At 39.6% G+C, this 25,148-nt stretch carries 26 protein-coding genes; 18 read left to right on the forward strand and 8 right to left on the reverse strand.

The annotated features are described in order from the left end of the window. Nucleotides 1-50: 50 nt before the first annotated feature. The gene (locus KIT27_00115) at nucleotides 51-368 is read right to left on the reverse strand and encodes a hypothetical protein (GenBank protein ID MCW5588043.1); all 318 of its coding nucleotides are present in this window, start codon (nucleotides 366-368) and stop codon (nucleotides 51-53) included. 149 nt (nucleotides 369-517) lie between these two features. Between KIT27_00115 and KIT27_00120 the strand changes: the two genes are divergently transcribed. Beyond that, the gene (locus KIT27_00120) at nucleotides 518-1,120 is read left to right on the forward strand and encodes a hypothetical protein (GenBank protein ID MCW5588044.1); all 603 of its coding nucleotides are present in this window, start codon (nucleotides 518-520) and stop codon (nucleotides 1,118-1,120) included. A 202-nt stretch (nucleotides 1,121-1,322) separates the two neighbouring features. After that, nucleotides 1,323-1,706, forward strand: coding sequence for a hypothetical protein (locus KIT27_00125; GenBank protein MCW5588045.1), 384 nt, complete (start codon nucleotides 1,323-1,325; stop codon nucleotides 1,704-1,706). Between the two features lie 102 nt (nucleotides 1,707-1,808). Here KIT27_00125 and KIT27_00130 read toward each other — a convergent pair whose 3' ends face one another. Together KIT27_00130 and fumC are read right to left on the reverse strand one after the other, a co-directional pair. Further along, entirely contained in the window at nucleotides 1,809-2,420 is a 612-nt protein-coding gene (locus tag KIT27_00130) for a carbonic anhydrase (GenBank protein ID MCW5588046.1), read from the reverse strand. After that, nucleotides 2,420-3,811 carry a class II fumarate hydratase gene (gene fumC / locus KIT27_00135; protein MCW5588047.1) on the reverse strand — a complete coding sequence of 464 codons (1,392 nt, stop codon included), beginning with the start codon at nucleotides 3,809-3,811 and terminating at the stop codon, nucleotides 2,420-2,422. Before fumC ends, KIT27_00130 begins: the two co-directional genes overlap by 1 nt. 156 nt (nucleotides 3,812-3,967) lie before the next feature. Here fumC and prpC point away from each other — a divergent pair, with 156 nt between their 5' ends. From prpC to KIT27_00150, 3 genes are all read left to right on the forward strand, one after another. Next, the gene (gene prpC, locus KIT27_00140) at nucleotides 3,968-5,089 is read left to right on the forward strand and encodes a 2-methylcitrate synthase (protein ID MCW5588048.1); all 1,122 of its coding nucleotides are present in this window, start codon (nucleotides 3,968-3,970) and stop codon (nucleotides 5,087-5,089) included. A 45-nt stretch (nucleotides 5,090-5,134) separates the two neighbouring features. Continuing rightward, nucleotides 5,135-6,364, forward strand: a complete 1,230-nt coding sequence (gene ispG / locus KIT27_00145) for a flavodoxin-dependent (E)-4-hydroxy-3-methylbut-2-enyl-diphosphate synthase (protein MCW5588049.1) — start codon at nucleotides 5,135-5,137, stop codon at nucleotides 6,362-6,364. A 231-nt stretch (nucleotides 6,365-6,595) separates the two neighbouring features. Continuing rightward, a complete protein-coding gene (locus tag KIT27_00150; protein MCW5588050.1) occupies nucleotides 6,596-9,031 on the forward strand; it encodes a hypothetical protein in 2,436 nt (811 codons plus the stop codon). Between the two features lie 4 nt (nucleotides 9,032-9,035). Here the strand turns inward: KIT27_00150 and KIT27_00155 are convergent, their stop codons facing one another. Continuing rightward, nucleotides 9,036-9,914: a DUF5630 domain-containing protein gene (locus tag KIT27_00155; protein MCW5588051.1), complete on the reverse strand. Its 879-nt coding sequence runs from the start codon at nucleotides 9,912-9,914 to the stop codon at nucleotides 9,036-9,038. Nucleotides 9,915-10,301: 387 nt separating this feature from the next. Between KIT27_00155 and KIT27_00160 the strand changes: the two genes are divergently transcribed. Beyond that, nucleotides 10,302-11,753: a bifunctional 2-methylcitrate dehydratase/aconitate hydratase gene (locus KIT27_00160; GenBank protein ID MCW5588052.1), complete on the forward strand. Its 1,452-nt coding sequence runs from the start codon at nucleotides 10,302-10,304 to the stop codon at nucleotides 11,751-11,753. A gap of 12 nt (nucleotides 11,754-11,765) precedes the next feature. Further along, nucleotides 11,766-12,068 carry a HigA family addiction module antidote protein gene (locus KIT27_00165; protein ID MCW5588053.1) on the forward strand — a complete coding sequence of 101 codons (303 nt, stop codon included), beginning with the start codon at nucleotides 11,766-11,768 and terminating at the stop codon, nucleotides 12,066-12,068. Nucleotides 12,069-12,276: 208 nt separating this feature from the next. Here KIT27_00165 and KIT27_00170 read toward each other — a convergent pair whose 3' ends face one another. Then, the gene (locus tag KIT27_00170; GenBank protein ID MCW5588054.1) at nucleotides 12,277-13,089 is read right to left on the reverse strand and encodes a Dam family site-specific DNA-(adenine-N6)-methyltransferase; all 813 of its coding nucleotides are present in this window, start codon (nucleotides 13,087-13,089) and stop codon (nucleotides 12,277-12,279) included. Nucleotides 13,090-13,536: 447 nt separating this feature from the next. Between KIT27_00170 and KIT27_00175 the strand changes: the two genes are divergently transcribed. Beyond that, nucleotides 13,537-14,262 carry a hypothetical protein gene (locus KIT27_00175; protein MCW5588055.1) on the forward strand — a complete coding sequence of 242 codons (726 nt, stop codon included), beginning with the start codon at nucleotides 13,537-13,539 and terminating at the stop codon, nucleotides 14,260-14,262. 174 nt (nucleotides 14,263-14,436) lie between these two features. Here KIT27_00175 and KIT27_00180 read toward each other — a convergent pair whose 3' ends face one another. From KIT27_00180 to mnmA, 3 genes are all read right to left on the reverse strand, one after another. Beyond that, the gene (locus KIT27_00180; GenBank protein MCW5588056.1) at nucleotides 14,437-14,829 is read right to left on the reverse strand and encodes a hypothetical protein; all 393 of its coding nucleotides are present in this window, start codon (nucleotides 14,827-14,829) and stop codon (nucleotides 14,437-14,439) included. 328 nt (nucleotides 14,830-15,157) lie between these two features. After that, nucleotides 15,158-15,778, reverse strand: coding sequence for a high frequency lysogenization protein HflD (gene hflD, locus KIT27_00185; GenBank protein ID MCW5588057.1), 621 nt, complete (start codon nucleotides 15,776-15,778; stop codon nucleotides 15,158-15,160). Between the two features lie 10 nt (nucleotides 15,779-15,788). Then, the gene (gene mnmA / locus KIT27_00190) at nucleotides 15,789-16,883 is read right to left on the reverse strand and encodes a tRNA 2-thiouridine(34) synthase MnmA (GenBank protein ID MCW5588058.1); all 1,095 of its coding nucleotides are present in this window, start codon (nucleotides 16,881-16,883) and stop codon (nucleotides 15,789-15,791) included. A gap of 159 nt (nucleotides 16,884-17,042) precedes the next feature. On the opposite strand from mnmA, the gene icd reads away from it, so the two are divergent. The 10 genes from icd to KIT27_00240 all read left to right on the forward strand — a co-directional run bounded on the left by icd (nucleotide 17,043) and on the right by KIT27_00240 (nucleotide 25,141). Continuing rightward, nucleotides 17,043-18,299: an NADP-dependent isocitrate dehydrogenase gene (gene icd, locus KIT27_00195; protein MCW5588059.1), complete on the forward strand. Its 1,257-nt coding sequence runs from the start codon at nucleotides 17,043-17,045 to the stop codon at nucleotides 18,297-18,299. 197 nt (nucleotides 18,300-18,496) lie between these two features. After that, entirely contained in the window at nucleotides 18,497-19,264 is a 768-nt protein-coding gene (coxB, locus tag KIT27_00200; GenBank protein MCW5588060.1) for a cytochrome c oxidase subunit II, read from the forward strand. A gap of 12 nt (nucleotides 19,265-19,276) precedes the next feature. After that, nucleotides 19,277-20,902 carry a cytochrome c oxidase subunit I gene (gene ctaD, locus KIT27_00205; protein MCW5588061.1) on the forward strand — a complete coding sequence of 542 codons (1,626 nt, stop codon included), beginning with the start codon at nucleotides 19,277-19,279 and terminating at the stop codon, nucleotides 20,900-20,902. 7 nt (nucleotides 20,903-20,909) lie between these two features. Next, nucleotides 20,910-21,497 (forward strand): cytochrome c oxidase assembly protein, encoded by a 588-nt coding sequence (locus KIT27_00210; GenBank protein ID MCW5588062.1) that lies wholly within the window; start codon nucleotides 20,910-20,912, stop codon nucleotides 21,495-21,497. Between the two features lie 32 nt (nucleotides 21,498-21,529). Continuing rightward, the gene (locus KIT27_00215; protein ID MCW5588063.1) at nucleotides 21,530-22,303 is read left to right on the forward strand and encodes an SURF1 family protein; all 774 of its coding nucleotides are present in this window, start codon (nucleotides 21,530-21,532) and stop codon (nucleotides 22,301-22,303) included. Continuing rightward, a complete protein-coding gene (locus KIT27_00220; GenBank protein ID MCW5588064.1) occupies nucleotides 22,290-22,826 on the forward strand; it encodes a hypothetical protein in 537 nt (178 codons plus the stop codon). Before KIT27_00215 ends, KIT27_00220 begins: the two co-directional genes overlap by 14 nt. Before the next feature lie 37 nt (nucleotides 22,827-22,863). Next, on the forward strand, nucleotides 22,864-23,529 hold the full coding sequence (locus tag KIT27_00225; GenBank protein ID MCW5588065.1) for an SCO family protein: 666 nt from the start codon (nucleotides 22,864-22,866) through the stop codon (nucleotides 23,527-23,529). Between the two features lie 266 nt (nucleotides 23,530-23,795). Continuing rightward, complete coding sequence (locus KIT27_00230) at nucleotides 23,796-24,260, forward strand: TlpA family protein disulfide reductase (protein ID MCW5588066.1); 465 nt, start codon at nucleotides 23,796-23,798, stop codon at nucleotides 24,258-24,260. Continuing rightward, the gene (locus tag KIT27_00235; protein ID MCW5588067.1) at nucleotides 24,257-24,715 is read left to right on the forward strand and encodes a cytochrome c5 family protein; all 459 of its coding nucleotides are present in this window, start codon (nucleotides 24,257-24,259) and stop codon (nucleotides 24,713-24,715) included. The genes KIT27_00230 and KIT27_00235 overlap by 4 nt, the downstream gene beginning before the upstream one ends. Nucleotides 24,716-24,811: 96 nt before the next feature. Then, nucleotides 24,812-25,141 carry an ATP-dependent Clp protease adaptor ClpS gene (locus tag KIT27_00240; protein MCW5588068.1) on the forward strand — a complete coding sequence of 110 codons (330 nt, stop codon included), beginning with the start codon at nucleotides 24,812-24,814 and terminating at the stop codon, nucleotides 25,139-25,141. Nucleotides 25,142-25,148 lie beyond the last annotated feature (7 nt).

A 25,148-nucleotide genomic window follows, 5' to 3' on the forward strand; every position in this document is an offset into this window, starting at 1 on the left:
AAATTATCGGCGACTTCAAGCTCTCACTTGAAGTCGAGAGGAGCGTTGAATTATTTTGCCAGATCGATAACTAAGCTATGTTGCTCAAGCTCAAACCATTCTCGAAACATTTCAAGGCTGCGATCGCTTGGCCACAAATCTTCATTGGGTGTCCAAGAGGCAAGTTCATTTTCAAATATAGTGATGGCCATGCTTTCAAAATAATCCCACACCTCATCGTATTCATAATCGGGCAATAATAAAACCGTGCCATCTTCGCGAATATCTTCTAAGGTGATCTCGCTATTGTCTTGCGGTAAGGTTTGGATCCACTCATACATTAATTCTGTGGGTTTAATCACGAAGGCGATACGATTCAGTTCGAACACGGCAAATATCCTATGTGGCTTGCATAAGCACTTCATCAGTGTAGAGAGTTTCCAAACGTCACGCAAGACAGCATCAAAAAAATTTTATGATTTTGATTTTTTTAGTAACACATTATACAATGCTTGAAAGTTAATTCAGGAGAATGTGAATGAAACGGACAATACTTTGCGTGAGTTTAGGGATGAGCTTAGGATTAGCGGGATGCAGTTCCTTACAAGATTTATGGGGAACTCGCGGCAGTCCTGCGGATGTGGTTCCAGCTTATGCCGTACCCGCCGAATCGCAAGCCACACAAGTTTCTCCGCCAAACCAAACTCAAGCTCCCAGCAGTTCAGCACATGATCACCTCGTCTTACCGCAAAACCAAAAACCTTATACCGGTCAGGCACCGGCTTCAGAATCTTCTTATCCCACGCACAGTGTGAGTGTGAATGAACAACAGCAAATGGAAAAATTACGTCAACAACGATTACACAATCCACCTCCTTCTTCGTTTGGTTCATATGACAATAATCCGAATGATGTGAGTTCTTTTGAACAAAACGTATTATCCCGTAAGAAAAAAAATATTAAGCAATTAGATGCATTTCATGTTTCAAGTAACGAACAATCTGTGGTTGATAATAAAAATAAATTGCAAAAACCCACTCAACCAGAAACCAAAATCGACGACAATAAAAAACCCAAACAAGAAAAACCCGAAACTCCTTCTGCAAAAATTGGTGAAAGCCCAAAAACTACTGAAATATAATGTAGCTGGAACGGAGCGCAGCCTGTAGCCTGGAACGGAGCGTAGCCTGTAGCCTGGAACGGAGCACAGCGGAGATCCAGGATCGAAGTTTTAAAAATTCACCGATCCTGGATCTCCGCTGCGCTCCGTTCCAGGCTACAGGCTGCGCTCCGTTCCAGGCTACACGCTGCGCTTCAATCCAGGCTACACCAAGGATAATATCATGACATTCTATAAATCCTATTTCTTCGCAATTTTATTGATATTCACCACTTCTCCCGTTTTTGCTATATGCGAAACGCAAATTTGGGTCGAGAGTAATTTTGGCGTGAGTTTTTATGCCGGACAATTGGATGTGAAATATTTAATTGGCACCTATAGCCCCAAAATTATACAGCGTAAATTTTCAAATAATCGATTATGCGTTAACCAAGGTTATATCTTTGCGGTCGGCAGTAATCACGTGGTTTATCAATCGCGAAAATTAATTAATAATAAAAATGCATTAATTTTTTTAGAATTTCCGAAAGATTTTATGGTAAAACCCTATTCAGTCGGTGATGCGACTCATCATGTATTGCATCAATTCATTCCAACGACGTTCTAATAAAATTTTTTCAAGGACATATTCAGATGAATCCGTCATCAACGGTTATTTCCTCCCCACGAAAGGTCAACTCTATTTTATTGGCAAATAATCTCTAAGGATTCACGCTAACGCTACAAATCTCTGAGTACTTTTATCAAATACACTCAATAACCCTTGATCAATGGCAAAAAAACATAAATCAATCGTTAACGTGTTATTATCTAAACGTTCTTTAATCCAAGGGAAGGTTAAGCAGTGTTGATAGGATTGTAATAGCGATAATTGCGCGCATTCATCACTATCGTCAGAATGATGGTGACCTAAATTAATTAAATTCACCCAATTATTGATAAAATCATTTTGTTGAGCGGAATTTTTTTGCGTGAGTGCCTCAATGCCACCACATTGACTGTGACCTAAAATCATTAAATGTTTAATATTTAAATAACAAATGCCAAATTCTAACGCCGCACTGGTTCCATGATGAGCGCTATCGCGCTCATACGGTGGAACGATATTGGCAACATTGCGGATCACAAAAATTTCACCGGGATCGCATTGCAAAAGAATGGCCGGATCAACGCGCGAATCGGAACACGCCAACACTAATACCGAAGGATGTTGCCCCATTTTGGCGAGCTGTTTTAATAACTGCTGATCTTGCGCCACATATTTTTCGCGAAATTTTTGATAACCCGCAATTAATCTCGGCGTTAACAGTGTTGCTGTCATTATTTAGCATTCGTCATGTTACGAGCTTGCACATAATCATCGAATTGCTCACTGGTTAAATAACCTAAGGCTAAACACGCCGCTTTTAAACTGGTATTTTCTTTATAAGCCTTTTTAGCAATCGCGGCGGCTTTATCGTAGCCAATATGCGTGTTTAACGCAGTCACTAACATTAATGAGTTTTCAACATAATGATGCAAGCGATCTAAATTAACTTCTAAACCTTCCATGGCAAATTGGCGAAAGCAATTGCAGGCATCGCTGATTAACGTCACGGAATGAATAAAATTATGGATCATCACCGGTTTAAACACATTTAATTCAAAATTACCTTGGCTACCGGCAAAACTAATCGCCGCATCATTACCCATCACTTGCACACACACCATGGTCATGGCTTCGCTTTGCGTGGGATTCACTTTACCGGGCATAATCGAGGAGCCTGGTTCATTTTCGGGTAAAATTAATTCACCTAAACCACAACGAGGACCTGATGCCAGCCAGCGAATATCGTTAGCAATTTTCATTAAAGCACAGGCAAGTGTTTTTAATCCGCCACTAGCAAAGACTAAGGCATCGTGCGCTGCTAAGGCTGAAAATTTATTTTCTGCCGATTGAAAAGGCAAGCCTGTTAATTTCGCAATGTGCTTTGCGGCTAAATCGGCAAAACCTGCGGGTGCATTTAATCCCGTTCCCACGGCAGTACCACCGATTGCCAATTGATACAACCCAGTTAAACTATGCTTGATGTGTTCGAGTGCTTGATCGAGTTGTGCGACATAGCCTGAAAATTCTTGGCCTAAGGTGAGGGGTACCGCATCTTGTAAATGCGTGCGACCGATTTTTACAATATCATTAAATTTTTGTTGTTTTTGAAATATCACATCGCGTAATTTTTTCACGGCAGGGATTAAGGTTTCATGCAACTCACACGCGGCGGCGATATACATGGCCGTGGGAAAGGTATCGTTGGATGATTGCGACATGTTAACGTGATCATTTGGATGAATAGGATCTTTACTGCCTTTTTTTCCGCCGGCTAATTCAATCGCCCGATTGGAAATCACTTCATTAACATTCATATTGGTTTGCGTGCCGCTGCCGGTTTGCCAAATGCGTAACGGAAATTCATTCGTTAGTTTATCGGCAATAATTTCTTCTGCGGCTTGAATAATGAGTTTTGCTTTTTCACTGGGTAAACGATTTAATTCTTGATTGGCTAGTGCTGCAGATTTTTTTAATATCGCAAAAGCTTTAATTAACGCTTTAGGCATCACATCATGACCAATGGCAAAATGATGCAAAGAGCGCTCAGTTTGCGCACCCCAATAATGATCATCAGCAACTTCAATGGTACCCATAGAATCGGTTTCAATGCGTGTGTTTGACATAGATTTTCTCCCTTAAACAAACTGCTACTGTATACCAGATTGATTTCTAAATGCGAATAATTTATTGCAACGTTTAGCAATTAAAAATTTTTTCCCATTTCCATGATATTTTCGGTACAATCCATTCCTAATTCGATTAATCCAAGGGGATGCGTCATGTCAGATAAAAAACCAGGCGGTTTAGCGGGAGTGAATGCCGGTGAAACGGCTATTTGCACAGTCGGTAAGGAAGGGGTAGGTTTAACCTACCGTGGCTACAATATTGAAGATTTAGCCAAGCACGCCTGCTTTGAGGAAGTGGCTTATTTACTGGTTCATGACAAATTACCGAATGCCCAGCAACTGGCTGCCTATAAAACCAAATTAATCCAACATCGGGGATTGCCTGCTGCGTTAAAAATTGTTTTAGAAAATATTCCTAAAAACGCTCATCCTATGGATGTATTGCGCACGGGTTGTTCGATGTTAGGCACCTTAGAACCAGAACATAATCCCAAAGGACAACAGTTAGATATTGCCGATCGTTTAATTGGAATTTTTCCGTCAATGTTATTGTACTGGTATCATTATTCTCATCACGGTAAAAAAATTTCTTTAGAAAGTTCTGAAGAATCGCTTGCAGGTTACTTTTTGCAGTTATTGCACGGTAAAAAACCCAACGAATTAGCGCGTCGCACGGTGGATGTGTCGTTAATTTTATACGCTGAACATGAATTTAATGCTTCAACCTTTGCCGCACGCGTCACCGCCGCAACGCTTGCTGATTTTTATGCCGCAATCACTTCTGCCATCGGCACCTTACGCGGTCCCTTGCATGGTGGTGCCAATGAAGCGGCGATGGAATTAATTGAAAAATTCGATTCGGTGGAAGATGCGCAGGTGAGCTTAAAAACCATGCTCGCCAATAAAGCCTTAATCATGGGATTTGGTCATCGCGTGTATAAAATCAGTGATCCACGCTCGGATATCATCAAAGATTATTCGCGAGCATTATCGCAACAAGAAAATAATCCCATGTTATTTGCAATCTCTGAAGCCATCGAAAAAATCATGTGGGATGAAAAAAAATTATTTCCCAATGCCGATTTTTATAGCGCTTCGGCTTATCATTTGTGTGGTATTCCAACACCTTTTTTTACACCGATTTTTGTGATGTCGCGCGTGACGGGTTGGGCGGCGCATATTGTGGAACAGCGTGCCAATAATCGTTTAATCAGACCTTCTGCAACGTATATCGGACCAGAACCCTTATCGTTTGTGAGCATTGATAAACGCTAAGAAAATAAATTCGCTGGCGGGTAAAAAAATAGGAAGGAAGGTGGTATGAGTGAATTTTCTGCAAATATTATTCGTCGTAACAGTGTGGCGGTAAAAATTGGTAATGTGACCGTGGGTGGTAGCGCGCCAATTGTGGTGCAATCGATGACGAATACCGATACCGAAAATGCCAACGCCACTGCTCACCAAGTGAAAGTGCTAGCCGATGCCGGTTCAGAAATCGTACGCATTACTGTTAACACCGAAGAAGCCGCCCGCCAAGTACCCTACATCAAAGAATTATTATTACGCATGAATTGTGATGTGCCATTAGTGGGCGATTTTCATTATAACGGTCATCGTTTATTAACTGAATTTCCCGACTGCGCTAAAACACTCGATAAATATCGGATTAATCCGGGTAACGTGGGATTTGGCAAAAAACGCGATGCGCAATTTGCGATGATGATTGAGGCGGCCATCTACTATCAAAAACCTGTGCGCATTGGTGTAAATTGGGGCAGTTTAGATAACGATTTATTAACGCATCTCATGAATGAAAATGCAGAACGCAAAGAGCCATTCACCGCGGATGAGATCATGCGAGAAGCCATGATCACCTCGGCGTTAACCAGCGCGAAAGCCGCGGAAGAATTAGGGCTTGCCCGCAATAAAATTATTCTGGCGTGCAAAGTTTCGCGCGTGCAAGATTTAGTGGCGATTTATACGGAACTGGGCAAGCGTTGCGATTATGCCTTGCACGTTGGTTTAACCGAAGCAGGCATGGGATCGAAAGGGATTGTCGCCACCACCAGCGCTCTCGCGATTTTACTCCAGCGTGGCATTGGCGATACCATTCGCGCCTCACTCACTCCCGAACCTGGCGGCGATCGCACGCAAGAGGTGAGGGTGTGCCAAGAAATTCTCCAAGCATTAGGACTGCGCTCATTTAATCCGCAAGTTTCCGCCTGCCCAGGTTGTGGACGTACCACCAGCACCGTCTATCAAGAATTAGCCGCTAAAATTCAACATTTTCTCAATACCCAAATGCCAGTGTGGAAAGAGCAGTATCCAGGGGTAGAAACACTCAATGTTGCTGTGATGGGCTGTGTGGTGAATGGCCCTGGCGAAAGTAAACATGCGGATATTGGCATTAGTTTACCGGGTACTGGCGAAAGCCCAGTTGCTCCGGTGTTTATCGATGGAGCCAAAGCACTCACTTTGCGCGGGGAATCGATTGCCGAAGAATTTGAAGAGATTGTGAAAGACTATGTGGTGAGGCGATTTGGTGGGTGATGAGCGCATCGCGTTTTGTTTGGTATTAATTAGTTCCCAACTGTCATATTGAAGGGTAAGTTATAGTTGACTATGCAAATATGTAATTTAATTGACCAATCACACCCCCTAAAGGCATGAGTTGCATGTATTCCCAGTGTAAAAGTGTTATAATGAAAAAATTAAAGTAAGTGAATTTTTAAGTTACGAAATAATTTTGTAATTTGAATTTTATTTTTAGAGTCAAAAACCATGATGTCTGATCCTAAATTTCCACAAAATATACATCAGATTACCTTTCCATTCATCCCGATGAATCCTGGTTTTTTCAATATTTTAAACCCATTGCTTCGTGATGATATAGAATACGGCACTAAAAACAATGCAGAGTTAGAAATCCCAATTCTTGAAAACTCTTTATCCTCTCCTGATAATAAGCATATTATTTATGGCAAGCTATCTGGTCAATCCTTATTTAAAGGACAAAAAACACTTCCGCAAGTAGTGAATTCTGATTATGCAGAAATGCAAAACAAAATTGATGAATCTTATCAGTGGGATTTAGAAAGAAATAGGTTTACTTACTATGAATTTAAAAACTTAGATGCTGCAGAACGTCTTGCCCTCTTACAGCTAGTGGCCATTGCTGATTCATTTCAAGAAATCTCCAGGCCCGTAAATAATTTTTATATGATAAATTGTCATGGAGTGGATGCGCCTCGCAATCGTTTTAAAGATATATATAAATATTATAACTTAACTAGTTTTTCCTGGACGCCAGAAGAAAAAAAATTATATTATGCTTTTCTCCTTGTGCTTTATGAAAGAAATTTTGCTAATAATGTAGAGAATAAAATAACTCTCAAAGTCTTAGAATATTTCCAAAAGAAAATTAATTCGTATGCCGAAACACACTCCATGAGTCTGGATGAATTAGAACAGTACAAAAATTATGCGCGCTTATTGATATCATTATATGAAAAATATCCTCGCGAAATGTATCTGCTTTCGTTAGAATCTGGCGATGAAACTGATTATATAAACTTATTAACAGCTTTAAGTCACGATAATAGCTTAACCGATGAACAAAGAAATATTATTTATCTTAAGTGTCTAAATGATCGTAACTTAACAGAAGAACAAAGAAATAACTTTCTTTTTCATTATCTTAAAAAATTTAATTCAGATAATGAGCGAATTAAGAAAAATGTACTATTTCATTATTCATATCTTAACTTCAACTTTTATCAACAATGGTTTGTGAATTATCAAAGCCAAGGAAGAATATTGCCTGTCATAGAGCAATTAGATAAAGCGTTATTGGAATATGCAAATTATTATTTAACTTGGACCGATGACCAAAGATTAAAAAAACTAAGCTGTATTCAAGTATTATTAAACAATTGTAATGAACCTCGTTTCTTTTTTGATATAAGAGAGCAAATCGGAACAGAGATGCTAGAACAAATGCAAAAAGAAATAGCGAATGAATTAAAACATATTACACAAATTCGGCCGTGTATAGATATCTCAGCAAGAGTTCCCAGAACTTTAAATAACTCATTTCAATTCGAACGGCCAAAGATATCTTGGTGGCAAAAATTAAAAAACTTTGCTGCCAAACATTGGCGATCTATCCTTCTTGGAGTTGGAATTGCTGTCTCAGTTGCATTAATAGGTTATTTTACTTTAGGAGTGGGGGTAATACCTTATCTCGCTTATTTAACCACTCATTTAGGCACAGTTGGTGCTCTTGCAACAATTTCCGCCGCTTCATTTACTCTGGTTGTCGGAGGTGATGCGCTGGTGCTTGATAAGCTTATCACGCTCTTTACAATTGATGTGGACTCCCAATCAGAAAAAATTCGTGGAGATAACTATCAGTGTGTGACAATTGCAAGTTTAGAAACCACTCTTCAAAAACAAGTAGTCAACATAGATGAAGATTGTAAACGCTTCATAGACTATCTTTTTGTTCATATTCACGAACCTAATATTGTTACAGATGAAATATTTACTAGTAGTAAACTTTTGTATCAAAAGGTTTCTCAGAGTTCGCAGTTGAGACAGCATCTCTTAAGTTGGCTGAATCAACCGACTGGAAACATAGTGCTTAAAAGTGTCAATCCCCTATCGAAATTCATACTAAGAGTCTTAGGTTTTGCTTCAGCAGATGAAAATGATGGAAATCTTGATAAAGTTTTACCAAGTATTTTTAATTTTCTATTATCTCATGCTGAAATAGAAGAAATTGCTAATCATGAACTTTTAGCTGAAGACAATTGGTTAGATACTTATTTAAAGGCAAAACCTGAGTTAATTGTATTTTTTCTTAGAGCTATTACAAAAGATATTTTGGTCAATAAATTACAAGTTAGCACAAATATGTATAAGTTAGTTTTATCATGTTATGAATATTTTTGTGAACATCAAATTAGTTCAATCCACGGACATCTGGATCATGATATTAACAAATCTCTTCAAACACTCTTAGCCGCGAAAAATCAAAGTGAATTAAAAAGTAAACATGCTGATGAATCTCAGTTAAAAAGGATTAATGAACATAGTATTTCAGAGGAAGAGGAAGATGAAGAAATAGAACCACCTAGTCCCGAAGTTAATCTGAGTCAGCAATTAAGCCAGCAATATTCTTCTTGCGCGTTTAGTAAAAAAGTAGCTAGTTCGTAAATTATTACTTAAGCGAGCATGTTTTTTGAGGGAGTGTAATAGAGGTGTTGCTATTTGAAGAAGCATGGAATAAGTTTGACTCTAAAACCTTACGTTCTATTTCTGCTAAGCTTACATATTCCATGAATTGCTTTAATGCGCTTTCCCAACTTGAAAAAGATAAAGGTAATAACGTTGCATCTTGGCTAATAAAAGCTTTACTTATTTCAGTTTCTCCAAAATAAGCATTTTCCTTTTGAATGCTACAGTCACTATCATAATGCTTAGCCAAGAGTAAGTTTTTTAAAGCTATTAAATAATATTGTTTTGCTAGTTCAGCTTGATTATTCTTACTATAATTACTGGCAACTATCCAATAGAATTGCGCAGAAATCAATAGCGCAGGTGTAGAATGCACTTGATTATTTATTACTGCAAGGGTATCAAAATTTATTAAAATTGCATCTATGTCGTCGCGATTATTTTGAATATCTATCGCGTAATATTTTGCTAAGCGTTTAAAGGCCTGAAAACAGCCAAAAGAAGCGGAGATTGCTAGGTTCTCTCTTTCTGCTTTAGAGGGTTTTATTTCATTATCCTTTTTTTTCTGAGTTTTTCTTGCGATAATGCCTTGATTGTAAAAGTGAATTCCAGCTAATTGAAAAAAGGGATGAATGGTTTCGCATAATTTAAAAACATAGTCCTTTTTTCCAAGTATTCTGGTTTGCTTAAGAAAAGTTTTCCATGTTTCCAAAAATTCATCAGCCAAACAAGTTAAGAGAAGTTGCGTTTTTGAAAGATCACTTAATAATGATCCAATCGCGTTTTCTCTCAAATGCTTTATGCAAACCGCAATGACAAAATGATATCCAGTTAATTGCGTGATATCAGTATTCGAAAACATGATGTTGCTCTTTGATATTATTAATAAAGATTATAAAAGAAATTAATTCTAAATAATAGAAAATTATAAATAATATATTTATATCATATCAAAAATTTTAATAAATAAATTCATAAAATTAAACTGATATTCTTACGAAAAACTGAGAAATATTGTAATTTCAAATTGTTAGAAAATCACTGTTTTTATTTTGCTCACAGTTGTAAGTTTTTGCCCCTCTTAACTAACTAGAATAGCGTACAATAAAAACAGAATTAGGCTTATTACATGATGGGCGTTGCAATCTAATTTAGACTTAACTAAAAATAAACACAATCCTCCTTGATTCCTTAAGCTAAATTGGTTAATTTCTCATCTTTAATTTTCAACTCTTGAAGGAAAGTATACATGACCACCGCCGATCACAACCAAAAATCCGACTTCGATCCTATCCTGCAAACCCTTGCAGATTACGTCTTAACCCAAGAAATCACTAGCGATCTCGCCTATGAAACCGCGCGTTATTGCTTAATGGATACGCTTGGTTGTGGCATGTTAGCACTGAACTATCCGGCGTGTACTAAATTACTCGGCCCACTTGTTCCTGAAATCACAGTGAAAAACGGCGTGCCTGTGCCAGGAACGGACTATACTCTTGATCCCGTGCAGGCGGCGTTTAATATTGGCGCTATGATCCGCTGGCTCGATTTTAACGATACTTGGCTGGCGGCGGAGTGGGGCCATCCTTCCGATAATTTAGGTGGCATTTTAGCGTTAAGCGACTATTTAACTCGCACAGGGCGTCGACACTTAACCATGAAAGATGTGTTAACCCTTATGATCAAAGCGCACGAAATCCAAGGTGTGTTGGCATTAACCAATAGTTTAAATCGTGTCGGTTTAGATCACGTCGCTTTGGTGAAAATTGCGACGACGGCAGTTTGCGCTAAGATGCTGGGTGCCAGCCGAGAAATTACCTTAAACGCGCTTTCGCAAGCGTTTGTCGATGGTCAAAGTTTACGAACCTATCGCCATGCACCCAATACGGGATCGCGTAAATCATGGGCTGCGGGCGATGCCACCAGTCGTGGTGTGCGTTTGGCGCTATTAAGCCTAACGGGTGAAATGGGTTATCCCAGCGTGTTAAGTGCGGCGAAATGGGGCTTTCAGGATGTTTTATTCAAAGGTCAGCCCATCACCTTAGAGCGCGAACTTAATAGTTATGTCATGGAAAATGTCTTATTCAAAATTTCGTTTCCTGCTGAATTTCATGCGCAAACCGCCGTAGAATGTGCGGTGAAATTGCATTCTCAAGTGAAACATCGTTTAGAAGAAATTGAAAAAATTCTCATTGATACTCAAGAATCGGCGGTGCGTATCATTAGTAAAACCGGTCCCTTGCATAATCCCGCCGATCGCGATCATTGCATTCAATACATGACGGCAATTGGTTTATTATTTGGAAATTTAACCGCCGATCATTACGAAGATACTATTGCTCAGGATCCGAGAATTGACAGCTTACGCGAAAAAATGATTGTTAACGAAGATCAACAATTTTCCGAGGATTATTTAAATCCTGAAAAACGCGCGATTGGTAATCGTATCCAAATTATTTTTAAAGACGGCAGTCAAACAGAAGCAGTGACGATTGATTATCCCATTGGCCATCGCCGTCGTCGTGAAGAGGGTATTCCCGTATTAATTGAAAAATTCAAACGAAATTTAGCCACGCAATTTTCAGCGGAACGTGCGCAAGCTATTTTAACTGCGTGCGAAAATCCCCAACAATTGCAAGCCATGCCCGTCAACGATTTTATGGATTTGTGGAGAAAAGTTGAAATTGTTGATTATCATTAGGAGTGTACTGGCATGAAAAAAAAACTATCACCTACTCATCCTGGTGAAATATTACTTGAAGAGTTTTTGCAACCTTTGGCAATTAGCCAATACCGTTTAGCAAAAGAGCTTGCTATTCCACAAACGCGTGTCAGTAAATTAGTTAAAGGTGAACGTAATATTACTCCTGATACTGCATTAAGATTAGGACGTTTTTTTAATATGTCAGCCGAATTTTGGATCAATTTACAAGCACATTACGATTTACAAATCGCTCGAACGCTTATCGGCAAAACCATTACTAAGCAAATCCATCCTTTTAATGATGCAGCATAATTATAAAGCCTGATTGTAACCTGGAACGGAGCGCAACCGTAGCCTGGAACGAAGCGCAGCCGTAGCCTGGAACGAAGCGCAGCGGAGATCCAGGATCGGAACATTAAAAAAAATCTGATCCTGGATCTTCGCTACGCTTCGTTCCAGGCTACGGCTGCGCTCCGTTCCAGGCTACATGCTCCGTTCCAAGCTACACTCAGGTTTTAGCTTAAAACTCGGCTAATAATTCGGTGACGGGGAGGCGTTTTTCGCCTTTGCAACTGATTAAGCGTTGGACGTTAAACGATTCAATGCGGGCGTTGGCATAAATTTCACGGGTGAAAGGGGTGTCGTGATTGGAAATTAAAACGGTAATATTTTTTTTTCTTAAGTTTTGCGCGAGTTGAGCTAAGCGACGTTGATCGTCTTCGGTAAACCCGAGCGTGCTGTATTGTTTAAAAAAAGCGGTTTTTGATAAGGGGACATAGGGTGGATCGCAATAAATGATTTCTCGCGGTTTTGCCCGTTGCATGAATATCTCAAAATCTTCACAATAAAATTCCGCGTATTTGCTTTTGGCTAAAAAGCGCAGTAAATACTTGCGGGGAAAACCTGGCGCTTGATAACGTCCAAACGGCACATTAAATTTTCCGCTCTGACTAAAACGACATAAACCATTGTAACCGTGACGATTAAAATAAATAAATAAAGCCGCGCGTTCAATTAAATCGCTGGAATGATTAAAGCGTTCACGCAAATCATAGTATGCTTGGCTTTGATTATATTGGGGATGAAAATACTGCGCAGCGTGATCGATAAATGCTTGGCCTTGCTGTTGAATAATTTTATATAAATTAATTAAATCCTGATTGATATCGTTTAAACGGTAATACTCATACTCAGTATTTAAAAATAAAGCCCCCGAACCCACAAATGGCTCCAGCAAACAGTTACCTTGCGGCAAACGTGCCTTGATGCGATTGACGACTTTGGTTTTTGCTCCAGCCCATTTCAAAAAAGGACGCTGTGGAGTGTTGGTCATCTTGAGAGTGCCCCAGCAAAAACTGGGATGATAGCACAGGGCTTACGAAAAACGAGAATTTTGTCCGCAATCGAGGCGCAAACCGCAACGGCTAGCTGCATTTACATGCGAGTAAATGAGCAGCGCAGCGAGGTTTGCAACGAATAGTGCTGGCAAAAGTCGAAGTTTTCCGTAAGTTCTATAGCAGTATCTTGAGGATGCTACTATGTAATTTCATTAAAAAATGGTAGTAGTTAATAATTCTGGTTGATTTATCATTGACTTAATAGAAGAGGTCGATTAATTGCGCGCTCGAGGCGCTCTTCAGCGGGTAAAAACCTCAAGAGTTATTCATGAATGGGGGTAGTTAAAATAGTGCATATTTTTGATGAAATCTTACTGGATTTTGAGTATACTTAGGATAATATTCAATTCAAAATTTTATAGTTTCTATTGAGGTAATGAATTATGCATGGTCACCCAGATCCAGATGCTGAAGCTCAACGTCAAAATAATTTGAAAGAAGCTTTGAATGCGGACGTTCAGCGTCAAAATAATGTGAAAGAAGATTTGGATGTTGAACGTCAACGTGAAGATCATAAAGGAGGGTTTCAACCAAAACCCAACATTCAAGAAGCGAAACAAGCTTCTCAGCCAAAAGCCAAACAAGCTGATGAAAAAGATAAAATTGATACCATTCACCGTGTGGACATGCTCATTGCTGCAAAACAATTTTTTAAACATTTATTTTCTGGTTTAGTGCGTCGATTAGCAGAAAGCGACCAACGAGGTGCATTTCTCGCCGGTCAATTTTTAGCAGAAATTGGCACACTGGGCACACTTCCTGCTGTATGGGATTTTGCTAAAAGAGTCAAAAAAGGGTGGGTGGATAACGAATTAAACTTCTCTGAAGCCGTTAAAAAAGCCTGGAAAGATACCACAACGGAAGTAGATTTAGAAACAATAGATTATTTAGCAAATTTGGGTGATCAAAAGAAAAGGAAGGAGCATAGAGAACGCGTCGATGTTCTCGAACAGACTCATAATCCACCTAATAACGATGAAGCCTCTAATCCTGCTGCTAGTAATCCAGGTAATGGAAATGCAAATGAGGCTGATAGTAAACATGCAAATTCAAACGTGGATAATAATCCAGAAGCTAATGCACATAGGCCGGGTAGTCCTAGAAATTAATAGCTTATTTACTTCATAATCTTTAAACAATGGATGATTAACTTTTTTAATGAGTTTTTTAATACACTATAATGGTTAAGCTTCTTTAATTTTATACTATTCCATAATTACAAAATGCTTCATTGCACACGAGCCTGAAGACTAGCTACAGGCTCGTCACACCAATATTGCCAACTAAGGATTAATCGCCTGAAAAAGCAATGCACCTTGATAGTCAGGCTGATAGATGAACGTATATTTTTCACCCGCCGTAATCGTCACATGTTCCTGCAAATTTTTATCGACTGAATAAGTGAACGTCGGTGAATTCAACATATTCGCCGTGCATTGCATTAACTTGCCGTAGTGATTAAAGTTTAATTCCAATGACGGCATTTCGTCTTTTTTTATGGGTAACAGCGAACGATTAAGTGTTGTCCCTGGGGTGGCGTTGCAGAGTAGGGTAATATTATTTTTACTAAGATTCCATACGCTGACTTGGGCATTTTCTTGAAATTTACCCGTTGCCAAGGCAAGACTCGGTAATACGACCATTAAGCCCGTGGTTTTTAATAGAAAATTTAACATGATAGTTCTCCAATGGTGTAAAGTTAAAAAAACAATTTAGCGTAGCAAACATTCGATGATTAAGCGGATGATTTCTTTTTGTCAGCTAAAATAGCGGTGGATTATAAACGAAAATTGCGTATTGTGTAGCCTGGAACTGAGCCGTAGCCTGGAACTGAGCCGTAGCCTGGAACGAAGCGAAGCGGAGATCCAGGAACCATAATAATTCAAAACCCCGATCCCAAAACAATTAAATTTTAAAATTTAAATTCAAGAACTGTTAAGTTTTAAAGTTTAATCCTGGATCTCCGCTGCGCTTCGTTCCAGGCTACGGCTCCGCTCCAGACTACTACTGTTTTAATAACTCCTTGCAACACTCAATGTATTTTTGGCGGGTGAAAATTAATTTTAAACGACTTCCGCCGGTTTGATGCCAGAGTACGGCGGCACGAATGCCGGCTAAGAGTAACGCGCGACATTTATCGGCAATTTCGCGCACGTGCAAATAGTCGGCTTTGCCAATAATGTGAATTTTTAAATTTAATTGGCCAATGGTTTCTTTATATAAATCCGCCAGCGAAAAAATAACATTTTCATGATAAGGTGAAAAATAATCGCGTTTGTGTTGCGCGAGGTTAATACCTTGACGTAGTTTTTTTTGGATTTCTGAATTTTTCATCAGTGAACGTTCTAAATGTAAGAGGGCAATAAAATAGCGACGCGTGTGAATTAACGCCGATTCATCGCTTTCTTGTAAAATTTTTTGTAAAGTAGTTAAGCCTAACTGTAAATTTTTACTGGTACCAAATACGGCGGGCACATTGGGCGTGTCGATTTTAAACAGCGAATCGATACACGTTTCAAAGGCGAGCGTGGCACACTGGCCAGTGTGTGCTAAATTATTAATTAGAGCAACCGCTTGCGCAACACCGGCTAAGCTTAATGTTTTATCGACAAATGCTTGATTCAACGGTAACTCCTTACGATAATTTATCACAAATAATACCACCCCCTAAACACTCATTGCCTTGATAAAAAACAATCGATTGGCCGGTGGTGATGGCACGTTGAGGCTGAGTAAATTGCACGGCGATTTTCAGAGGATCAATCGATTGAATGATACAATCTTGATGCTCTTGACGATAGCGAATTTTTGCTTGGCATGAATAATTCGCAGGCGGTGGCGAGGGCGACACCCAACACAATTGTTTGGCAATTAATCGCGTATGGAATAGCGCGGGATGATGGTGACCCTGTCCAACGATTAATTCATTAGTTGAAATATTTTTTTCTAGCACATACCACGGCTCTTCTGAAGCATGTTTACGTCCACCAATATGTAATCCTTGACGCTGACCTATAGTATAAAACATTAATCCTTGATGCATTCCTATAATATTTCCAGCATCATCACGAATGTTTCCCGGTTGTGCGAGCAAATATTGTTGTAGAAAATCTTTAAATTTGCGTTCGCCAATAAAACAAATTCCAGTACTGTCTTTTTTAGCAAAATTCGCTAAATTAAGCTGTTGTGCGAGTTGCCGAACTTCAGGTTTTTTCATATTTGCCAGTGGAAATAAACTGTATTGTAATTGCTGTTGTTGCAAGGTATACAAAAAATACGTTTGATCTTTATTTAAATCTGAGGCTTGTTGTAAATGCCATTCGTTATTTAGCCATTGATTACTGGCATAATGACCGGTGGCTATTTTTTCAGCCTGTAATTCATTCAGCGCATATTCCAAAAATGCACGAAATTTAATTTCTTGATTACATAAAATATCGGGATTGGGGGTGCGCCCGGCTTGGTATTCATCTAAAAAATACGAAAATACCTTATCCCAATATTCACGAGCAAAACTTACCGTATGCAGTGGAATATCTAAGCGCGCGCACACCGCACGCGCATCGTTTAAATCTTGAGTGGCTGGGCAATGTTCATCGTCCTCTTGCCAATTGCGCATAAAGACCGCTTCTACTGGATAACCTTGTGCTTTGAGTAGGTAAGCGCTCACCGCTGAATCGACACCACCTGAAAGTCCGATAATTGTTTTAGGTAAATTATTTTGATTCATTTTAATGAAAATAGTCTAGGTATTTTTAATCGCAAAAGTATAACAGAAGGATCGTCAAATTTCTCATTTATCACAACACTTAAAGATGATATGCTTAGCGCCAATTTTATCACTTCCGCTATGGCGGGTATTCTTAACTGTTACTATCTGGAGAAAAGCATGGGCTATCAAAAAATCAAGGTGCCTGCCACAGGCGAAAAAATTACCGTCAATGCGGATAATTCTTTGAATGTTCCTAATCATCCTATTATTCCTTACATTGAAGGCGATGGCACAGGCGTTGATATCACACCAGTGATGTTGAAAGTAGTCAATGCTGCCATTGAAAAAGCCTATCACGGTAAACGCGCGATTGCGTGGATGGAAATTTATGCGGGCGAAAAATCCACGCAAGTCTATGGTGAAAATGAATGGTTACCGCAAGAAAGTCTAGAAGCCATTCGTGAATTTGCGGTTGCGATTAAAGGCCCGTTAACCACACCCGTAGGTGGCGGAATTCGGTCGCTCAATGTGGCTATTCGTCAAGAATTAGATTTATATGTTTGCTTGCGTCCCGTGCGTTATTTTGATGGCACACCAAGCCCCGTGAAAGAACCAGAAAAAACCGACATGGTAATTTTTCGTGAAAATTCCGAAGATATTTACGCGGGTATCGAATGGCAAGCGGGCACTCCACAAGCCAATCAACTCATTCAATTTTTACAAAATGACATGAAAGTAAAAAAAATTCGTTTCACGGAGAATTGTGGTATCGGTATTAAACCCGTGTCTAAACAGGGCAGTCAGCGTTTAATTCGCGCAGCCATTCAATATGCCATCGATAACGATCGCCCGAGTGTCACCTTGGTTCATAAAGGTAACATCATGAAATTTACCGAAGGCGCTTTCAAAGAATGGGGTTATGAATTAGCGCAGCAAGAATTTGGCGCAACCTTATTAGATGGCGGACCCTGGCAACACCTTAAAAACCCTAAAACGGGCAAAACTATTGTCATCAAAGATGCCATTGCTGATGCCTTTTTACAACAAATTCTCTTACGCCCAGAAGATTATAGCGTCGTCGCCACCTTAAATTTAAACGGCGATTATTTATCCGATGCATTGGCCGCTCAAGTGGGTGGAATTGGCATAGCCCCAGGTGCCAATATTGGCGATGGCGTAGCCGTATTCGAAGCGACTCATGGTACGGCTCCAAAATATGCCGGCCAAAATAAAGTGAACCCCGGTTCATTAATATTATCGGCGGAAATGATGTTGCGTCATTTAGGTTGGTTTGAAGCCGCTGATTTAATCATCAACGCCATGAGCAAAACCATTCGTGCTAAAACGGTAACCTACGATTTTGAACGTTTAATGACAGGCGCTACTTTATTAAGCTGTTCTCAATTTGGCGATGCTTTAATTAACCACATGTAAGCAAAAATGGCGCCAGGATAAAATCTTGGCGCCATCTTATTTTTTTATTATTTATTCTTTATTTCTCGAATACTTTATGAAATAATGCCCCGCACTTAGGGGGCATCGCAAATATGGAAAGTATGAACAGAGAAAAAATTCAAACACGCTTTTTACTCGCAATCAGTATCACCATTGCGCTCAGTGTAACTTTTTTAATGCCGAATGCATTTGCTGAATCTGCCTACAATTTACCGTATGGCGTCACACCCATCAGCCACGATATTTATAATCTCCACATGATAACCTTATGGGTGTGTGTGTTGATTGGGGTTGGTGTATTTGGGGTGTTATTTTATTCGTTGTATAAATTTCGCAAATCAAAGGGTGCCGTACCTGCTAATTTTCATGAACATTTAGGCGTTGAAATTGTTTGGACAGTAATTCCATTTTTAATTTTATTAGGTTTAGCGATTCCAGCAACGCTAGTCTTAAAAAAAATTGATAATGGCAATAATCCACAATTAACCATTCGCGTCACTGGCTATCAATGGAAATGGGAATATGCTTATTTAGATCAAGGTATTCATTTTTTTAGTCAATTATCAACACCTGAGGCTGAAATTCAAGGCAATGCCGCGCCCGACAAGTGGTTTTTGCGCGAAGTCGATAATCCTTTAGTCGTGCCCGTTAACGAAAAAGTGCGTTTATTAATTACCTCTAACGATGTCATCCATTCCTGGTGGGTGCCTGAATTAGGCGTTAAACAAGACGCCATTCCGGGTTATGTTAACCAAAATTGGTTTTATATCGAAAAACCCGGCACGTATCGCGGTCAATGCGCAGAATTATGTGGCGCATTGCACGGCTTTATGCCCATCGTCGTAAAAGCCGTGAGCCAACTTGAATTTGCCGAATGGGTAAAAGCACATCAATCCCACGTTGCAGAACAGACAAGTTCGATCCCAGCACCACAAGCGAGTTAATGAGAGGATGCTATGAGTACTATTTTTGCTGATGATGATTTAATCCCGCAACACGACCACGCTCCTGCCAAAGGGATCATGCGTTGGATCAAAACCACCAATCATAAAGATATTGGCACGCTTTATCTCTTATTCAGCTTAACCATGTTTTTTGTCGCCGGCATCATGGCCTTGATTGTTCGCACCGAATTATTTAAACCGTACACGTTTATTATTTCACCTGAATTTTTTAATCAAATGACCACCTTGCACGGTTTAATCATGGTGTTTGGCGTGATTATGCCTGCCATGGCCGGTTTAGCAAATTGGTTATTGCCGATGATGATAGGCGCGCCCGACATGGCTTTTCCGCGCTTAAATAACTGGAGTTTTTGGTTATTGCCATTTGCCTTTAGCATTTTACTCAGTACCTTATTTTTTTCAGGTCCTGCGCCCGATTTTGGTTGGACATTTTACGCGCCACTCTCGACAAGCTATGGTTCACCCAGCACCGATTTCTTTATTTTTTCCATTCATTTAATGGGAATTTCCTCCATTCTTGCCGCGATTAATATCGTCGTCACGATTTTTAATTTACGTGCACCTGGAATGACTTGGTTAAAACTACCGGTATTCGTTTGGACATGGTTAATCACCGGATTTTTATTGTTAGCGGTAATGCCCGTATTAGCAGGCTTAGTCACGATGATGTTATGCGATCGTAATTTTGGTACGAGCTTTTTTAATGCAGCCGGTGGTGGCGATCCCATTTTATTTCAACATATTTTCTGGTTTTTTGGACACCCTGAAGTCTATATTTTAATTTTGCCAGGCTTTGGTGTGATTTCAGAAATTATCCCCACCTTTGCGCGCAAACCCTTATTTGGCTATCGTTTCATGGTTTACGCCAATGTGTGTATTGCGATACTCGCTTTTGCTGTATGGTTACATCACATGTTTACGACTGGTGCGCCGCTAAGTGTGCAACTCTTTTTCATGTATAGCACCATGCTGGTTGCGGTTCCCACTGGCATCAAAGTATTTAATTGGGTGGCAACTTTGTATCGAGGTTCCATCTCCTTTGAAACGCCGATGTTATTCGCGTTAGGATTTTTAGTATTTTTTACCATTGGTGGTTTTTCGGGATTAATGTTGTCAATTGCTCCAGACGATTATCAATATCGCGATAGTTATTTTGTTGTCGCTCATTTTCATTACGTCTTAGTCTCTGGCGCCTTATTCACTATTTTCGCCGCCGCCTATTACTGGCTGCCTAAATTAACCGGTGTTAAATATCACGAACGTTTAGGTCAATGGCATTTTTGGTTAACCCTAATTTCGATGAATGTGACGTTTTTCCCCATGCATTTTTTAGGCTTAGCCGGAATGCCACGTCGTATTCCCGACTACGCTTTGCAATTCACGGATTTTAATCAACTGTGCACGGTGGGTGCGTTTGTATTTGGATTTTCACAATTATTATTTTTATATAACATGGTCGTGCGCACCGTGCGTTTAAAACGTTCGGCGACAAAACTCGCTGAACTCCCGAATAAAGTGTGGGAGGGTGCCCGTGGTTTAGAGTGGGTATTGCCAACACCCGCACCGTATCATTCTTTTGCGACTCCACCTGAAATTAATGATTCGACGTTAAAATAATGTAGTAATGAAAAAAATTGAATTAACTGCTCAACAAAAAAATAAACGCCTATTGATTAAATTAATCGTAGGCGTTTGTTGCATGTTTGGTTTTGCGTATTTATTAGTGCCGTTGTATACCTTGTTGTGCAATGAAGCGGGGATCAATGGCCGCGCCAAAAATGATCCGACACAAGTGCCAAGTGGCATGCATGTCGATAAAACCCGTACTATTAAAGTTGAATTTTCTGCTGTAGTGCATGGATCGTTAGCGTTTATATTTAAACCGTTGCAACATTTTGTATTAATTCATCCCGGAGAAACGAAATTAATTTATTTTTATGCGCAAAATCAAACTCACCATGGGATTACCGTGCAAGCTATCCCCAGTATCACGCCCGATTATGCAGCAAAATATTTAAAAAAAACTCAGTGTTTTTGCTTTACCCAACAATATTTTTTCAATAATGAAAAAGCAGAAATGCCTGTGTATTTTTATGTCGACCCCAATGTTCCAAGCGATGTGCAAGATATGAGTTTATCCTATACTTTATTTGATGCTAGTCATTATCTTAAAAAAAATCAACCACACGAAAATGATCGTATCGATCTTTAACCTTACTAGTGCTGTTAAGAGAAGTGAGTATTTTGAAACGATTATCCATAAAAATTGGTCAACGCTATTTTCAACTGACACTTGCCTTGAGCTTAGTGTGTGGAGTGGGGATGGTGATCCTTTGTTTATTAGGAAATTGGCAACTTCATCGCTATCATTATAAACAAACGCTATTAAGCAATTTTCAAAATCATCTAAAAAAAGCCCCGCAAGAATTATCCACACTTTTAAATTTACCACGTTCACAGTTAGCCTTTACTCACGTGACCTTCACGGTAAATAAATTTAATTCCACTCCAATGTTATTAATTAATCGTACTCATCACGGTCAAGTGGGAGCTGACGTACTTTCTTTAGTCAGCGTGGCCGGACATTCAGTATTAGTGGATCGCGGTTTTGTTGCCCTTCATCCTAATGACGATCCCAAGATAGTTTTACCGATAATCCAGCACAATGAACTCAGCACTCCCAAACCAATGACATTAACCGGCTATATTAAATTACCCGAATATCAATTTATTCTGGGCAAAAATATTTTAAATCCCCAACAGCATCCTTTAATGATGCAAAAAATTGATTTAAACGAATTACAAACCATTTTGCAGATACCACTATTACCTTTTATCATTCGCTTAGATCCCAATAGCCACGCAGGATTTATCCGTGATTGGCCAGTCACCACGGTGCTGCCACAACGTCATTTAGCCTATGCCTGGCAATGGTATGGCATGGCAGTGGGTTTACTCATTATTTATTTGTTACTCAGTACGTCGATTGGCGAGGAGAAATCCCATGAAAAAGCATAAAGGTTTATGGATGCTGTTTGGTATTAGCGTATTATGCTTAGCCCCGATAGTGGGCGCATGGATACTGTATCGCAATGCCAATCATTTTTCGTTTACTCATAATAATCACGGACAATTTATTCATCCTGCGCGCCAAGCTTCTTTTTTAAAAGATGCCATCCACGGTTGGACGTTTGTGTATTTTACCGAGCAATGCCATGATATTTGTCAAAAGACCTTGTATAATTTGCACCAAATGCGCATCGCCTTAGGTAAAAACGCGCAGCGGGTATCTATCTTATTAGTGGAGGCGCAGACTCATACAAGCCTAAAAACGGCTGCCGATGCGAGATTACCCGTAAATTCGCAACTAAAATTGCAAGTTCAAAAATTATTGGCAGATTATCCAGTGGGTTTTAATGCGTCGAATCATTTAGTATTATTCGATCCACAGGCCTTTGTAGTAATGTATTATTCACCTGATCAACCGCTCACGGATATCTATCAAGATTTACAGCATTTGTTCGGGGTATCATCCATGTGAAACGCATGACAGAAGAAATCAATAGGAGTCAATGATTATGGCCAATGTTCAAAAAAATAATCTTAAAATTGTCTTAATTATTATTTTTGTGGTGGCACTCGTGAGTGGCATTGGTGTTTACCAAGCGTTGCATCAAAAACCTGCGGTTCCAGCATTACCGCAAAATTTAGCGATCGATGGATCATTTTTACCTCAACCTAAGTTATTGCAAAAGTTTCAATTAACCGATAACACCGGCAAACCTTTTACTGTTGACAGTTTACAAGGTCACTGGACATTATTATTTTTTGGATTTACTAATTGTGGTTATGTATGTCCAACTTCCATGGCTGCGCTCAATAAAATGTATCATCTTTTAGAAAAGCAATTGCCTGCTCATCAAATGCCCCAGGTGATCATGGTGTCGGTAGATCCAGATCGTGACACCGTTGAAAAAATGAATGCCTATGTCAAAGCCTATAACCCCAATTTTATTGGCGCCCGCGGTGATGAAAAAGCCACGCAACAATTGGAAAATCAATTGAGTGTTGTAGCAGTAAAAGTGGTACCTAAAGATGGCGATCAAAAAAATTATGCCATCAATCATAGCGCAGAAATTATGGTGATTGATCCTAACGCACAATTACGCGCATTTTTATCGTTCCCACACGAAGGAAAACAAATGGCAAAAGATTATGTAACCATAATCAATCATGTAAAATAACGTAGCCTGGAACGGAGCAAAGCTGTACCTGGAACGGAGCAAAGCTGTGCCTGGAACGGAGCAAAGCTGTAGCCTGGAACGGAGCGTAGCGGAGATCCAGGAACAATAATAATTCAAAACCCCGATCCAAAATAATTGAATTTTAAAATTTAAATTCAAGCACTGTTAAATTTTAAAGTTTAATCCTGGATCTCCGCTACGCTCCGTTCCAGGCTACAGCTTCTCTCCGTTCCAGGCTACAACCGTTCCAGGCTACCGAGGATATTATGAAAAAATTAATAATTATTTTAACCCTAATTCTAACTTTCTCAGGTTGTGCGAAACCCTCTCCTGCGATCTACAATCCTGCTGGTCAGTTATGGTCTCTCAACGATTTTCAACACCAGTGGTTAGTTATTAATTATTGGGCAGCGTGGTGTGAAGCCTGTCGAGATGAAATCCCGCAATTAAATCTATTTAATCAAAAGGCACCGCAATCGATGCAATTAATCGGCGTTAATTATGACGAGATAGCGCTGGCAGGATTAACCCAATTAGCGCAAAAACTCACTATTCAATATCCCTTATTACTAACCGATCCCGCCGCGCAATTGCATTTACCCGTCGCAGAGGCATTGCCAGTGACGTATATTTTAAATCCACAACAGCAACGAGTAAAAACCCTTTATGGTCCCCATAGTGCCAAGGAATTAATTTCCATTGTGCAAGAATTACAACAGCATTCATCATGAATAAATGGCAACATAAAATAATGATTGTTTTAATTTTAGTGGCCAGTGCGCTGGCTGGATTTTTTCTTTCATTATTTTTGCATCAAACTCACCACCAATCCAATTTCACTGTCCCCTCTGATACGGTGGTGATTAAAACGTTTCATTATCCAGTTTCGTTTGTCGAACAATTAAAACATCATCCTCATGCTGGCAAAGAAATTTATTATCAATATTGTCACGCTTGTCATGCGGCACATCCTGAAATTGCTATTAACGCTCCACGAATTAACGATAAAGCAACGTGGGAAGCGCTGAGTAAAATGGGAATGCCACAGTTATTTCAACTCGCAGCACATGGCGTGGCTGCCATGCCGGCACGAGGAGGGTGCTTTGAGTGCAGCGATCAGCAATTACATCTGGCCATTGAGTATATGTTAAGTCGCGCTCAGGTCAAAATACCCCATCATCATTAGTTTTACATACAAAACTTGCTGAATTTATACGTATTTTAGGCAAAAAATATTCTTGAATTCCATGCAAATTTCTCAATTCTCGACTATGTTTAACATATGGGAAGCGTAAACGAGTCGTGTGTCAACGGAAGAGTTTTAGAAAACGAGAATACTGAAACCCTTCCAACGTTTAACGAACCTCACTTATATCAAGTGGTGTTACTAAACGATGACTACACACCCATGGAGTTTGTTGTGGAGCTTTTGCAAAAATTTCTAGGTTTTGACGAAGCTTTAGCAATAAGAACCATGTGGGAGGTGCACACCCGAGGCCAATGTGGTTGTGGGGTTTACCCGCAAGGAGTTGCGGAAAAGCTAACAGCACAAATGAACGATTATGCGCGGCAACATCAACACCCTCTGATGTGTGTAACAAAAGAGGTGTAACCGGGGG

The organism is Legionellales bacterium (assembly GCA_026125385.1).
Classification (GTDB): Bacteria; Pseudomonadota; Gammaproteobacteria; order JAHCLG01; family JAHCLG01; genus JAHCLG01.